This is a genomic window from Micromonospora humida, assembly GCF_016901255.1.
GTDB classification, from domain to species: domain Bacteria; phylum Actinomycetota; class Actinomycetes; order Mycobacteriales; family Micromonosporaceae; genus Micromonospora; species Micromonospora wenchangensis.
Window position 1 is genome coordinate 1 of record NZ_JAFEUC010000005.1, and the last position, 14913, is coordinate 14913.

The 14913-nt window shown below is 73.6% G+C and carries 3 protein-coding genes and 1 pseudogene; all 4 read right to left on the reverse strand.

Annotated elements, in window-relative coordinates; translation table 11 throughout:
* On the reverse strand, positions 1-3870 hold a 3870-nt coding region (locus JQX11_RS11870; RefSeq protein WP_204925034.1), incomplete at its 3' end, for a type I polyketide synthase.
* A complete protein-coding gene (locus JQX11_RS11875) occupies positions 3870-4400 on the reverse strand; it encodes a nuclear transport factor 2 family protein (RefSeq protein WP_204925035.1) in 531 nt (176 codons plus the stop codon). The genes JQX11_RS11875 and JQX11_RS11870, both read right to left, overlap by 1 nt.
* Positions 4397-9724, reverse strand: a complete 5328-nt coding sequence (locus tag JQX11_RS11880; RefSeq protein ID WP_443673940.1) for an SDR family NAD(P)-dependent oxidoreductase — start codon at positions 9722-9724, stop codon at positions 4397-4399. The genes JQX11_RS11875 and JQX11_RS11880 overlap by 4 nt, the downstream gene beginning before the upstream one ends.
* Positions 9721-14604, reverse strand: a pseudogene (locus tag JQX11_RS11885) (type I polyketide synthase); the annotation flags it as partial. The gene JQX11_RS11880 and the pseudogene JQX11_RS11885, both read right to left, overlap by 4 nt.
* Positions 14605-14913: the final 309 nt, after the last annotated feature.

Sequence of the window (14913 nt, forward strand, 5' to 3'; positions counted from 1 at the left end):
CCCCAAACTCAACACCCCCGCCACACACGCCGCCGCAATCTCACCCTGCGAATGCCCCACCACCACATCCGGCACCACCCCAAACACCCGCCACACCTCAGCCAACGACACCATCACCGCAAACAACACCGGCTGCACCACATCAACCCGATCCAAACCCACCCCACCCGACACCACCTCCAACAAATCCCACTCCACAAAAGGAGCCAACGCCACCGCACACTCACCCATACGCGCCGCAAAAACCGGCGACGACACCAACAACTCCGCCGCCATACCCACCCACTGCGAACCCTGACCCGGAAACACAAAAACCACACCCCGCCCACCACCACCCACAACACCAGACACCACATTGGCGCGGTTCACGTCCACCCCGTTGCCGGCCACCTCGACCAGACCCGAGCGCAGCTCGTCGCCCGTACCCACCACGACCGCCCGGACATCGAACACCGACCGCAACCCCAGCGAGAAGGCGACGTCCACGTCGGTCGAACCGCCGACCGAGTCCGCCAGCCCGCCCGCCACCGCGCGCAGCCCCGCCTCCGACCGGGCGGACAACACCCACGGAACCACCGCAGCGGTGGACACCACCGCGACGTCGGACGGCGTCGGCTCTGCCGGTTCCTCCGCCGGTGCCTCCAGGATCACGTGCGCGTTGGTCCCGCTGATCCCGAACGAGGAGACGGCGAACCGCCGTGGGCGGCCGGTGTCCGGCCAGGGGGTCGGTTCGCGCAGCAGCGCGACGCCGCCCGTCGTCCAGTCGATCCGGGGTGAGGGCACGTCGGCGTGCAGGGTCCGGGGCAGTGTGCCCCGGCCCATCGCGCCGATCATCTTGATGACGCCGCCGATGCCGGCGGCGGCCTGGGTGTGGCCGATGTTGGACTTCAGCGAGCCGAGCCACAGCGGCCGGTCGGGCGGCCGGTGCCGACCGTAGGTGGCCAGGAGGGCCTCGGCCTCGATCGGGTCGCCGAGCCGGGTGCCGGTGCCGTGGGCCTCCACGGCGTCGACGTCCTGCGCCGTGAGGCCGGCGACGTCGAGCGTCCGCCGGATGAGGGCTTCCTGGGCGGCACCGTTGGGGGCGGTCAACCCGTTGCTGGCCCCGTCGGAGTTGATCGCCGAACCGCGGAGCACGGCGAGCGGCCGGTGTCCGTTGCGACGGGCGTCGGAGAGTCGCTCCAGCACCAGCACGCCGGCCCCCTCGGCCCAGGCGGTGCCGTCGGCGTCGGCGCCGAACGCCTTGCACCGGCCGTCGGGGGCGAGGCCGCGCTGCCGGCTGAACTCGACGAACATGCCCGGGCCGGCCATCACGGTCACGCCGCCGGCCAGCGCGAGGGTGCATTCCCCCTGCCGCAGGGACTGGGCGGCGAGGTGCATGGCGACCAACGACGACGAGCAGGCCGTGTCGACGGTGACGGCGGGTCCGGCGAGACCCAGGGCGTAGGCGATCCGGCCGGAGACGACACTCACCGTGCCACCGGTCAGCCGGTAGCCGTCCGAGCCCTCGCCGGTGGCGTCGAGGCGGGGTCCGTACTCCTGGTCGGTGGCGCCGACGAAGACACCCACGCGGCTGTCGGTGAGGCTGAGGGGGTCGATGCCTGCGCGTTCGATGCCTTCCCAGGACACCTCCAGCAGGAGGCGCTGCTGGGGGTCCATCGCCGCGGCTTCGCGGGGGCTGATGCCGAAGAACTCGGCGTCGAAGGCCGCCGCGTCGTGCAGGAAGCCGCCGTGGCGGGCGTAGGAGGTGCCGGGCCGGTCCGGGTCGGGGTCGAAGAGGCGTTCCAGGTCCCATCCCCGGTCGGTCGGCAGCGGGGTGATGGCGTCGGTGCCCTCGTCGACCAGCCGCCACAGGTCCTCCGGGGACCGGACGCCGCCGGGGTAACGGCAGGCCATGCCGACCACCACGACCGGGTCGTCCGTGGTCGGTGCCGTGACCGGTGGCGGTGGTGGCGCAGCGGAATCGCCGGTGGGTTCCGCGCGCAGGAACTCCGCGAGGTCGGCGGGGGTGGGGTACCGGAACGTCAGGCCGGTGGCGAGTTGCCGGCCGGTGGCGGTGCTCAGCCGGGCGGTGAGGCTGGTGACGCCCATCGAGTCGAGCCCGAGATCCTCGAAGGTGCGGTGCGGGTCGACCGCGTCACCTGTCGCGTGTCCGAGTTCCGCCGCCACGGTGGCACGGACCAGGTCGAGGGTATCCGGGGCCGGGCCGCCCGGCGCGGTCGGCGCGGGGACCTCCCCCACCCAGTACCGCTCGCGGGTGAACGCGTAGGTGGGCAGGTCGACGTATCCGGCCGGGTCGGGTTGCAGGTCGGACAGCCAGGCGGTGCCGGTGTCGGTGTCGGCGCGACCGGCGGCGATCGCGGCCAGCGCGTCCCGGCGTCCGGCGGCCTCCGGTGCGTCGATGACGGCGTGGTGGGCGAACCGTGTCCTGGTCAGGGCAAGGGAGCGGCCGACCGCGTCGGGGTCCGCGTCGGGGTGTTCCTGGAGCCAGGTGATCAGGGCTGCGGCCTGGGCCCGCAGGGCCTGCGGCGTCGGGGCCGAGATCAGCCAGGGCACGGGCGGGCCGGGCCGCGCCGACGGCCGGCGGGAGGCCGACGGGGGCGGGTCGGTGAGGACGAGGTGGCAGTTCACCCCGCCCATGCCGAAGGAACTCACACCGCCGAGCAGCCGCCCGTCGGCCGGCCACGGTTGCAGGGTGGTCTGTACCCGCAGCCGCAGGTCGTCGAGCGGGATCTCAGGGTTCGGCCGGGTGAAGTTGAGGCTCGGCGGCAGTTGGCGGTGCCGCAGGCTCAGCACGAGCTTGAGCAGCCCGACCACGCCGGCCGCACCCTCGAGGTGTCCGACGTTGGTCTTGGCCGAACCCACCAGCAGCGGCCGGTCGGCCGGGTGGTGGCGGCCGACGGCCGCGCCGAGCGCCCGGGCCTCGACCGGGTCACCGACCCTGGTGCCGGTGCCGTGCAGTTCGACGTACTGCACGTCGGCGGGGTCGACGCCGGCCTGTCGGTGGGCCTGTTCGATGACCTCCCGTTGGGCGTCCGGGCTGGGCACGGTGAACTGGTGGTCGCCGCCGTCGTGGTTGACCGCGCCGCCGAGGATGACGGCGTGGATCCGGTCGCCGTCCGCGGCCGCCCGGGACAGCAGTTTGAGCACCACGACGACGCCGCCTTCGCCGCGGACGTAGCCGTTGGCCCGTTCGTCGAAGGTGTGGCAGCGCCCGTCGGGCGACAGGCCGCCGAAGCGGGCCGCGCCGAGGGTGGTCTCGGCTCGGATGGCGATGTTGACGCCGCCGGCGATGGCCGCAGTGGACTCACCCCGGCGCAGGCCCTCGCACGCCTGGTACACGGCGACGAGGGAGGACGACTGGGCGCTGTCGACCGTCGTGCTGGGTCCGCGCAGGCCGAGGAAGTGTGACACGCGGTTGGCGATGATGCCGCGGCCGGTGCCGGCGAGGGCGTGCTGGTCGACGGCCTCCGGGTCGGCCTGCAGCACCAGCGTCGCGTAGTCGTCCCACATCGCTCCGACGTGGACGCTGGTGGCGGTGTCGCGGAGCCGGGCGGGCGGGATCCTGGCGTCCTCCAGGGCCTCCCAGCTCAGTTCGAGCAGCAGCCGCTGCTGCGGGTCCATGGCCGCGGCGGCGCGGGGCGGGATGCCGAAGAAGTCGGCGTCGAAGGTGTCGATCGTGTCGAGGAACGCTCCGAAGCGGTGCGGCAGCGGGGGGCCGGGCCAGCGTCCGGGTGGTGCCTCGCCGACCGCGTCGAGCCCGTCGGTGAGCAGACGCCAGAAGTGGCGGGGGGTCGGGGCCTTCGGCAGGCGGCAGGCCACCCCGATGACGGCGACGGGTTCATCCGCCGTGCTGCCCGTACCGGCGGTCATCACGGTGCCTGTCGGGTCGGGTCGGCGGTCGCCGGTTGCGCCGGGCGCAGCGGTGGGGGCGCCGACATGTGCACCGTCCGGTGGGCGATGCGCCAGCGTGTCCCCTCGCGGCGGAGCCGGTCCACGTAGTTGCCCAGCCGGCGCAGTCCGAACTGCCCGTCGGTGTAGAGGCCGGTCACCGTGACGATCGAGTACACCTCGGCGGTGGTCGGTCCGAGTGCGGTGATCAGGAGGTTGGACGTCACGTGCCGGAACATCACGCCGACCTCGTCGCGGGCGTGGTTCCACTGGTAGCTGAAGCCCATCATGATCTGCTCCGGGGTGGTGAGCACGCTGGGGTAGCCCTCCGGGGGTGGGTCCATCTGGAAGATGGCGTCGGCGGTGTAGAGGGTCCGGAGCGTGTCGAAGTCGCCGGCGTCCAGCAGCAGTCCGGCGGCGACCACCACGTCCTGGATGGCGGCCCGGTCCCGCAGCGCCCGGGCGTCGAGGAGTTCGGTCTCGCCCGGGTCCAGCCAGTCTGATCTGCTCATGACGTCCCTCCCGTGGCGCTGACGCGCCGGATTCCGTCCAGCCATGTCCACATGGCGGCAGCGGTGCTGTCGGCGTACTCGCCGACCATCGTGCAGTGGTCTCCCGGCACCTCACCGGCCTCGTGGTCGCCCGGCCACCGGGAGCGCCAGTCGCCGGTGACGGGAGGCTCGTCCGGCGATCCGGGTACCGGCTGGAGGGGGCGCAGGAGCAGGGTGCGGGTCCGCACCGGTTCGGGTCGCCAGCCGCGGAACATGCGGCGGTAGCTGCCGAACGTGGTGAGGGACGTGAAGTCCGGGGTGGCGAAGGTCGCCCGGCGGACGACCAGTTCGTAGTTCATGGCGCGCCGCAGGGCCGGGGACATGCCGTCGGGCGGATAGGTGTCCAGCAGGACCAGGGCCAGCGGTGGTGTCCCCGCCTGCTCCAGGGCGTGCGTCACCGCGTGGGCGAGCCATCCTCCCGAGGAGTAGCCGAGCAGGACGGGCGCCTGGTCACCGGGACGTCCGAGGACGTAGCGGGTGAGCACTCCGACCAGTGCCTCGACGGTCGTGGCCAGGGGGTCGCCGGTGCGGAACCCGGGTACCGGCAGCACCGAGAGGTTCGTGCGGCCCTGGAGGTAGTCGGCCAGCCGGGCGAACTGGATGGCCGCTTCGACGGGCGCGAACGGCGGCACGGCGAACACCGTCGGTCCCTGCCCGCCACGGGCCAGGTCGACGAGGGCCGCGTCGGGGCCGAAGTCAGCGGCGGAGTCGAACGTCTCGCGCAGCGCGGCCGCGCCCACGCACAGCGATTCGATCGCGTTCATGTCGCCCCGCAGGGCGAGCCGCCGGTAGATGTCGTGCAGACCGCCGTCGGCGGGTGCGGTGGCGTTCGCGGCGTCACCGCGCAGCAGTGCCAGCAGGTGGTCGGCCAGGGCCAGCGGGGTTTCGTGGTCGTAGATCAGGCCGGCGGGCAGCGGCAGGTCGGTCACCTTGGTCAGTCGGTCGCGTAGCGCGACGGCGCGTAGCGAGTCGAAGCCGAGTTCCCGCAGCGGGCGGTGCGGTTCGACGGAGTCCGGTGAGGGGTGGCCCAGTTCGGTGGCGATCTCCGCGCGGACGGTCCGCAGCAGCAGGTCGGTCTGCTGCTGGCCGGACCGGGCGGCCAGGCGGGTGCGCAGATCCGTCCGAGCGGGCCGGTCGGTGGTTTCCGACGGTGGCGGTGCCAGTTCGGTGATCAGGGGGCGGGGGCGGGCGGCGGTGTAGGTGGCGGCGAAGCGGGGCCAGTCGATGTCGGCGATGACCGGGACCGGGTTCGTGGTCGCGACCGCGCGGGACATCGCGTGGAGGGCGGTGTCGGGCCGCATCGACCGTACGCCCCGCACGGCGTAGTGGTCGCCGGCCCGTTCGGCCATGCCCGGGCCGGCCCATGCTCCCCAGGCGATCGAGGTGGCGGCCTGCCCCCGTGCCCGTCGACGCTGGGCGATGGCGTCGAGGGCGGCGTTGGCGGCGCTGTACCCGGCCTGGGAGCCGCTGCCCCAGATCCCCGCCGCGGAGGAGAACAGCACGAACGCGTCGAGGTCGTCGTCGCCGGTCAGCGCGTCCAGTACGGCGGCGCCGGCCACTTTGGCGTCGAGTGCCCCGGCGAGGTCGGTCACTGCGGTCTCGGTGACCGTCGCGGGCGGCTGGGGGGTCGCGGCGGTGTGGATGACGGCCCGCAGCGGTCGTCCGGTGGCCCGTAGTCGCGCCAGCAGGGCGGCCATCGCGGCCCGGTCCCGCACGTCGGCCGCCACCACGGTGGTCTCGACGCCGGTCGCGGCGAGGTCGTCGAGCAGGGCCGCGACGCCGGGTGCCCGGGGTCCCCGCCGGGACAGGAGGACCAGGTGTTCGGCGCCGGCGGTGGCGAGCCAGCGGGCGACCTGGCCGCCGAGGCCGCCGGTGCCGCCGGTGACCAGCACGGTTCCGTTCGGCCGCCACGGTGTCGCGGCGGCCGGGGCACTCGCCCGGACGAGCCGGCGGACGTGGCGTCCGCCGGGGCGCAGGGCGATCTGGTCCTCACCCGGGTCGAGCGCCAGCAGGCCGGGCAGCGCGGCGAGGTCGGCGTCCGACGGTGCGGCGGGCAGGTCGATCAGGCCACCCCAGCGATCCGGCTGTTCGAGGCCGATCACCCGGCCCAGGGCGGCGACCGCCGCGCCGGCGACGGTGGTGACGGGTTCACCGGCGACGGACGTCGCACCTGCCGTCACGTACCACACGGGTGCGGGGATGCCGGCGTCGGTGAGGGCCTGGGCGAGGGTCACCGACCTGGTCAGTGCCGCCAGTTCGGTGTCCGCGCCGTCCGGGAGCCACAGGATGCCCGCCGGCTCGGTGGGCAGGGCTGAAAGCCGGGCCGCCAGGGCCTGTCGTGTCGCGCCGTCGTCGGTCAGCCAGGTGACGGTCATCCCGGCCGTGCCGCAGGCGGTCGACACTCGGTCGGCCAGTTCCGCGTCGGCGGCGACGAGCAGCCAGGTGCCGTCGGGGCCATGGGTCGGCTGCGGGGTGGTCAGGGGTTCCCAGCGGATCTCGTAGTGCCAGTCGTGCCCGGCGGCGGTGGGGCGCGGGGTGGACGCCGGCGTCGGTTCGGGCCAGTAGCGGCGTCGTTGGAAGGCGTAGGTGGGCAGTTCGGCCGGGGTGCCGGCCAGGTGCGGTGGGACGACGGCCACCACCGGCCCGCCGTGGACGAACAGGTCCGCCATGGCCTGGTCGACGGTGGCGGCCTGGTCGGTGTCGCGGCGTTGGAGGGGCACGACCGCGCGGCGCGGGGACGGCGGCAGGCACTCCCGGACCAGCGTGGACAGCACCGCGTCGGGGCCGGCCTCGACGTAGGTGGTGACGCCGGCGGCGTCCAGTGAGCGCAGGGCGTCGGCGAAGCGGACGGTGCGGCGTACGTTGTCCAGCCAGTACCGGGGGGTGGCGAGTTCCGTGCCGGAGGTGATCCGGCCGGTGGTGGCGGAGACGAAGGCGATGGCGGGCTGGCCGAACGTGACGCCGGACAGCACGTCGGCGTACCGGTCGAGCATGGGGTCGATCGCGGCCGAGTGGAACGCGTGGGTGACCGTCAGCCGGGTGGTCCGCCAGCCGCGGGCGGTGAACACCTGCTCGGCGGCGCTCACGTCGGCGTCGGTGCCGGACACCACCACCGACGACGGGGCGTTGACGGCGGCGACGTCGACGGGCCGGTCGAGGGTGCCCAGTGCGGTGAGCACGTCGACCTCCCCGGCGCGGACCGCGCTCATGACGCCGCCGGGTGGTAGTTGCTGCATGAGGGAGCCGCGGGCGGCCACCAGGGTGGCCGCGTCCGGGAGGGAGAGCACTCCGGCGACGTGGGCGGCGGTGATCTCGCCGAGGGAGTGGCCGAGCACGTAGTCGGCGGTGTGGCCGAACGACTCGTACAGCCGGAACAGCGCGACCTCGACGGCGAACAGCGCGGGCTGGGCGTAGCTGCTGGTGTCCAGCTCAGCGGCGTGGGGGGTGGCCGGGGCCGCGAACACGACGTCGCGCAGGGGGATCGCCAGCGTACTGTCGAAGTGCCGGCACACCGCGTCGAACGCCTGGGCGAAGGCGGGGAACCGCTCGTACAGGTCGCGGCCCATGCCGGGTCGTTGCGCGCCCTGCCCGGTGAACAGCACGGCGGCGCGGACGGTGCCGCGACGTCCGACGTGGACGGCGGGGGTGGGTTCCCCTGCGGCCAGGGACCGTAGCGCGGCGAGCCGGTGCTCGCGGTCCTGGCCGGTGACGACGGCCCGGTGGTCGAACAGTGTCCGGTGGGCCGCCAGCGTGTGGGCCACGGCGGGGTCTCTCAGGTGCGGGTGGGTGGTGAGGTGGGCGTGCAGCGTCGCGGCCTGGGCGCGCAGTGCGGCGGTGCCCTTGGCGGACAGGATCCACGGGTGGTGGCCTGCCGGTTCGTCGGTGTCGGCGGGCGGGTCGGTCGCCTGTTCGAGGACGACGTGGGCGTTGGTGCCGCCGATGCCGAAGGAGGACACGGCGGCGCGGCGGGGCCGGCCGGTGTCGGGCCAGTCCCGGTGGTCGTGCAGGAGTTCGACCGCGCCCTGCGTCCAGTCGACGTGTGACGACGGTGGTGTCGCGTGCAGGGTCGCCGGGAGCTGGCCGTACCGCATGGCCTGGACCATCTTGATGACGCCGGCCACACCGGCCGCGGCCTGGGTGTGGCCGATGTTCGACTTCACCGAGCCCAGGTAGAGCGGCCGGTCGGGGGGTCGGTGCCGGCCGTAGGTGGACAGCAGCGCCCGGGCCTCGATCGGGTCGCCGAGGCCGGTTCCGGTGCCGTGTGCCTCGACGACGTCCACGTCGGCCGGGGAGATTCCGGCGTTGGCCAGTGCCTGGACGATGACCGCCCGTTGGGCGGCGCCGTTGGGTGCGGTGATGCCGTTCGACGCGCCGTCCTGGTTGGTCGCGCTGCCGCGTACCAGGGCCAGCACCGGGTGACCGAGCCGGTGCGCGTCGGACAGGCGTTCCACCAGCAGCAGGCCGGCGCCTTCCCCCCAGCCGATGCCGTCGGCGTCGTCGGCGAACGCCTTGCAGCGTCCGTCGGCGGCGAGGCCGCCCTGGCGGGCGAACTCCCGCAGCGGGGCGGTGGTGCCCATCACGGTGACGCCGCCGACGAGGGCCAGGTCGCACTCGTGGGCGCGCAGCGCGCGGACGCCGAGGTGCAGTGCCACCAGGGAGGAGGAGCAGGCCGTGTCCACGGTGACCGCCGCTCCGGTCAGGCCGAGGGTGTAGGCGATCCGACCGGACAGCACGGACAACGAACTGCCGGTGACCGCGTCTCCTTCGCGGACGCCGTCGGCGCCGGTGGCGCTGGGGGCGTAGCCGGTGAACGCGGCTCCGACGATGACGTCGGTGCGGCTGCCGCGCAGCGTGGTCGGGTCGATGCCGGCCCGTTCGACGGCCTCCCACGCCGATTCGAGCAGCAGGCGCTGCTGCGGGTCCATGGCCAGCGCCTCGTTCGGTGAGATGCCGAAGAACTCGGCGTCGAATCCGCTCGCGTCGTGCAGGAATCCACCCAGGTTGGGTCCGACGTCCAGCGGGGCCCATCCCCGGTCGGTGGGCAGGGTGGTGACGGCGTCCGTGCCGGCGGCGACCAGGTTCCACAGCGCGTCCGGGGAGTCGACGCCGCCGGGGTAGCGGCAGGCCATGCCGACGATCGCCACCGGCTCCAGGGACCGGGCCTCGACCTCGGCGAGCCGCTGGCGGGTGTGCTGGAGCTGGGTGGCGGTCTCGCGGAGGAAGTGGCGGAGTCGCTCGGAGTTGGTCACGGACCCTCCTCGGCTGGTGACGGTCGGCCGGCTCACGAGATCCCGAAGTTCTCCTGGAGGTAGGAGAACATCTCGTCGTCGCTGGCGGTGTCGGACAGCGATCCGTTCGCCGCCGCGCCGGCCGTCCAGTTCGCTGTCAGTTCGGACAGCCGGGCGGTCACCCGGGCCCGGGCCTCGGCGGTGAAGGCGGTGGTGTGCAGGTTGGCCTCCAGCCGGTCGAGGTCGGCGAAGATCGCGTGCGACGGCGGGGGTTCGTTCTCGGGCAGCAGCGCGTGGCGTATCTGTCGTGCCAGCAGCTGCGGGGTCGGGTGGTCGAACACCACGGTGGTCGCCAGCCGCAGGCCGGTGGCGGCGTTGAGCCGGTTGCGCAGTTCGACGGCCAGCAGGGAGTCGAAGCCCAGTTCCCGGAACGGCCGGTCGATGTCGATCGCCTGCGGCTGGGCGTGGCGCAGCACCCCGGCGGCGCGTTCCCGCACCAGCTCGGCCAGGAGGTGTTCCTGGTGCGCCGGTTCGTGGGCCGCGAGCCGTTCCCGTAGTCGGGCCGCGCGGTCCGCGCCGTCGCGGTCGTCGTCGGCTTCGACGAAGTTCTCCACGAACGTGCTCGGGCGCAGTGAGGTGTAGGCGGAGATGAACAGCGACCAGTCCAGGTCGGCCACGACCACGGTGGTGTCGCCGCCGGCGACGGCCCGGCCCATCGCGGTGATCGCCGGCTGCGGGGCCATGGCGCGGACCCCGACGAGGTCGAACAGGTCGCGTAGTTCGTCGGGGGTCGCGGTCAGTCCGGTCTCGGTCCAGCCACCCCAGGCGATGGCCGTCGCGGTCCGGCCGCCGGCACGACGGCGGCAGGCCAGGGCGTCGAGGTGGGCGTTGGCGGCGCTGTAGGCGGCGTGTCCGGCGCCGCCGAGCACGCCGGACAGCGACGTCATCAGCACGAACGCGTCCAGGTCCGCGTCGGCGAGCAGGGAGTCGAGGTGTTCGGCGCCGCGTACCTTACCGGCGACCACCTCGGCGAACTGGGCGGTGGTGAGGTCGGTGGTGAGGGTGTGGCCGCCGCTGACGCCGGCCGCGTGGACGACGGCGCGCAGCGGGAGGTCGTCCGGGACGCGGCTGAGGGCAGCGGCGAGGGCCGTCCGGTCGGCGGTGTCGCACGCCTCGAAGGCCACGGTGACGCCGCAGGCGCGCAGCTCCTCGGCGAGGCTGTCGGCTCCCGGCGCGGTGGCACCCCGGCGGCTGAGCAGGACGAGGTGCCGGGCACCGTTGCGGGCGGCCCACCGGGCGATCCGGGAGCCCAGGGCGCCCGTGCCGCCGGTCACCACGACGGTGTCCCTCGGCTGCCACCGGAGACCGTCGGGGCCGGGTGCCGGTGCCCGTACCAGGCGGCGGGCCAGCACCCGGGAGTCGTCCACCGCGACCTGGTCCTCGCCGGTGCGACCGGACAGCACGGTGGGAAGGTGGGCCAGGGCGGCTGCCTGCGGCAGTGGGGGCAGGTCGGCCAGGCCGGCCAGCAGTCGCGGGTGTTCCTGGGCCACGGCGAGGCCGAGACCCCACAGTTGGGCCTGTGCGGGGTCCGGTGTGCCGGTGGTCGCCGTGGTCGCGCCCCAGGTGAGGCACCACAGTTTCGCCGCCAGCGTCACCTGGGTGAGCGCCTGGACCAGGGCCAGGGTCAGGGCGACGCCGCCGGGGACGTCGGGCTGGTCCGGGTCGGTGTGCCGGGTCAGGGCCAGCAGCGACACCACGCCGACCACGGCCGGGGCGTCACGCACCCCGTCGCGCAGCCGTTCGGCCACCCGCCCGCCGCTCGCGTCCTGTGGTGACAGGGTGACCGTGCGCAGGTACGCGCCGCTGTCCTGGAGCCGGGCGAGGACCCCCTGCAGGCGGTCGTCCCGGTCGTGGTCCGCCGGCTGGACCACCACCCAGGTCCCGAGCAGGCCGGCCGTCGGCTGTGGTGGCAGCGGTGTCCACGAGACGTGGTAGCGCCAGGAGTCGGCGAGCGTGGTCTCGGTCGACTGCTGACGCCAGCGGGCGATCGCCGGCAGCGCCGCCCGCAGGGTGGTGTCGTCCGGTATACCGATGAGGTGGGAGAGCCCGGCCGGGTCGGTGCGTTCCACGGCGTCCCAGAACCGTTGGTCCGCGACGCCGGTGCGGGTGGCCGGGGTGCCGGGTCGGCGGCCGTCTGCGCCGTCGGCCTCGGGGAGCCAGTAGCGGTCGCGTTGGAAGGCGTAGGTTGGCAGGTCGACGACGGTCGCGTCGGTGAACGCCGCCCGCCAGTCGACGTCGACGCCACGGGTGTACGCGTCGGCGACGGTGGCCAGGAACTGGCGTCGGTCGCCGCGGCCACGCCGCAGGGTGCCGATGATCGTGGCGTCGGTGCCGGACTCGTCGATCAGGTCCTGGACGCCCATGGTGAGCACGGGTTGGGGGCTGACCTCCACGAAGAGGCTGTGCCCGGCGTCGAGCAGGGCCCGTACCGTGGCGTCGAGGGCCACCGGCTCGCGCAGGTTGCGGTACCAGTAGGTGGCGTCGAGGCCGCGGGTGTCGAGGTGGGTGCCGGTGACGGTGGAGTAGAAGGGGACGTCCGACGGTCGCGGGGTGAGGCCCGTCAGTTCCGACTCGATCTCGTCGCGGATCTGCTCCACCTGGCCGGAGTGTGCCGCGAAGTCGACGCCTTCGATGCGCCAGCGCAGCATGCCACGGGCCGACAGTTCGCGTTCCAGGGCGGTGAGGGCGGCGTCGTCACCGGAGACGGTGACGGCGGCCGGTCCGTTGACGGCGGCGATCCACAGCCGGTCCTGCCAGGGTGCCAGGAGTTCCCGGACGTCGGCGACCGGGGCGAGGGTCGAGAGCATCGCGCCGGCGCCGCGTAACCGTCGCAGGGCCCTGCTGCGCAGGGCGACGACCTTCGCGGCATCGGGGAGGGAGAGGGCACCGGCGACGTACGCGGCGGCGATCTCGCCCTGGGAGTGTCCGGCCACCGCGGCGGGGCGGACGCCGTAGGACGCCCACAGTTCGGCCAGCGCCACCATCGTGGCGAACAGGACCGGCTGGACGACGTCGACCCGGTCCAGGGTCGGCGCGCCGGGTGTTCCCCGGACGACGTCGAGCACCGGCCAGTCGAGCCAGGTGGCGAGGGCCTGCGCGCACTCGGTCATGGTGCGGGCGAAGACGGGTTCGGTGTCCAGCAGGTCGCGTGCCATGCCGTCCCAGTGGGTGCCCTGGCCGGAGAAGAGCAGCACCGGTTGCCGGGCGGTGTCGGTGCGGCGTCCGGTGACGGTGGCCGGGTCGGGCCGGTCCGCGGCGAGTGCTTCGAGGCTGTCGAGGAGGGTGGAGCGGTCGGTTCCGGTCACGACGGCGGTGTGTTCCAGGGTGCTGCGGGTGGTGGCCAGCGAGTAGCCGACGTCGGCGGCGTCCAGGTCGTGTTCGTCGACATGGGCGCGCAGGCGTCGGGCCTGGGCGCGCAGCGCCTCGGGAGTGCGGGCGGACAGCACCCACGGCAGGAGCACGGCCGGTGCGGGCCGGGGGTCGGTGGTGGCGGCGGGTACCTGTTCGAGGACGACGTGGGCGTTGGTGCCGCTCATGCCGAAGGACGACACGGCGGCGCGGCGGGGGCGGTCGACGGTGGGCCAGGGCCGCTGTCGGGTGGTCAGGCGTACGGTGCCGGTGGACCAGTCGACCCGGGTGCTGGGCTGTTGGGCGTGCAGGGTGGCGGGGAGGACGCCGTGCCGCAGCGCCAGTACCATTTTGATCACTCCGGCGATGCCGGCTGCGGCCTGGGTGTGTCCCAGGTTGGACTTGACGGAGCCGAGCCACAGCGGTTGTCCGGCCGGTCGGTTCCGGCCGTAGGTGGCCAGCAGCGCCTGCGCCTCGATCGTGTCACCGAGCCGGGTGCCGGAGCCGTGTCCCTCGACCGCGTCCACGTCGCCGCCGGTCAGCCCGGCGGCGGTCAGCGCGGCCTCGATCACCTGCTGCTGTGCGGTGCCGTTGGGCGCGGTCAGGCCGTTGGAGGCACCGTCGGAGTTGACGGATGATCCGCGCAGCACGGCCAGGACGGGGTGGCCGTGTCGGTGCGCGTCGGACAGTCGTTCCACCAGCAGCACACCGATCCCCTCGCCCCAGCCGGTGCCGTCGGCGGCGTCGGCGTACGACTTGCACCGGCCGTCCGGGGCGAGGCCGCCGTGTTGGGCGAAGGCGACGAAGCTGGCCGGGGTGGCCATGACGGCCGCGCCCGCGACCAGGGCGAGGTCGCACTCGCCGCTACGCAGGCAGTGGGCGGCCAGGTGCAGGGCGACCAGTGAGGACGAGCAGGCGGTGTCGACCGTCAGGGAGGGCCCGCGCAGGCCGTAGGTGTAGGAGAGCCGGCCGGAGCCGACGCTGCCGGACACTCCGGTGAGCAGGTGCCCTTCGAGCCCGGCCGGGGGTGGGACGGCGGTGAAGGCGTAGTCGGTGTTGCCCATGCCGACGACGACGCCGGTGCGGCTGCCGCGCAGGGACCGGGGGTCGACGCCGGCCCGTTCGAAGGCTTCCCAACTGGTTTCCAGCAGCAGCCGGTGCTGCGGGTCCATCGCCAGGGCTTCGCGTGGGGCGATGCCGAAGAAGCCGGCGTCGAAGTCGGCGGCGTCGGTGAGGAAGCCGCCGTTGCGTACGGGCGGGGGGCCGGCGGCTTCGGTGCCGTCGTGGGCGACGGTGGACGGTGGTGGCCAGTCACGGTCGTCGGGGAAGCCGGTGATGGCGTCCGTGCCGGCGGTCAGCAGCGCCCAGAGGTCCTCGGGTGAGGTCACGCCTCCGGGGAAGCGGCAACTCATCCCGATGATGGCGATCGGCTCCCGCTGGCGTTCCTCCTCCACGCGGAGCCGATGGGTGGTTCTGTCCAGCTCAGCGGTGACTCGTTTGAGGTAATCCAGCAGTTCGTCGTCGCTCACCAAGATCGAGGCTCCTCAATTGTCAGAACACCTGATCTATGTACCCGAGTCGGACCACGTGAATCTTCCGTAATCTGACTCGCGTGACGCAGACCACAGGACACGACGCCGGCGCCTGTTCGAGCACGCCCTGCTCAACCGGCCTTCGCGTGGGGTGCGGGTCGCACCGGAGGTCGAACGGAATCCATTTCCGGGTTTTCCCGGCAATGGCGGGACACGCGATTTCGCGCACCCGCTAAATGGACGGAGGAGTCATCTGACCTATGTCCGGAAATTTGTCGGGTGCTAGCCTCGCTCGCGGTGGAGCCG

What these genes read in the sequence shown, in the direction of transcription:
- JQX11_RS11875 (WP_204925035.1), bottom strand. Translation starts at nt 4,400, where the DNA reads ATGAGCAGATCAGACTGGCTGGACCCGGGCGAGACCGAACTCCTCGAC.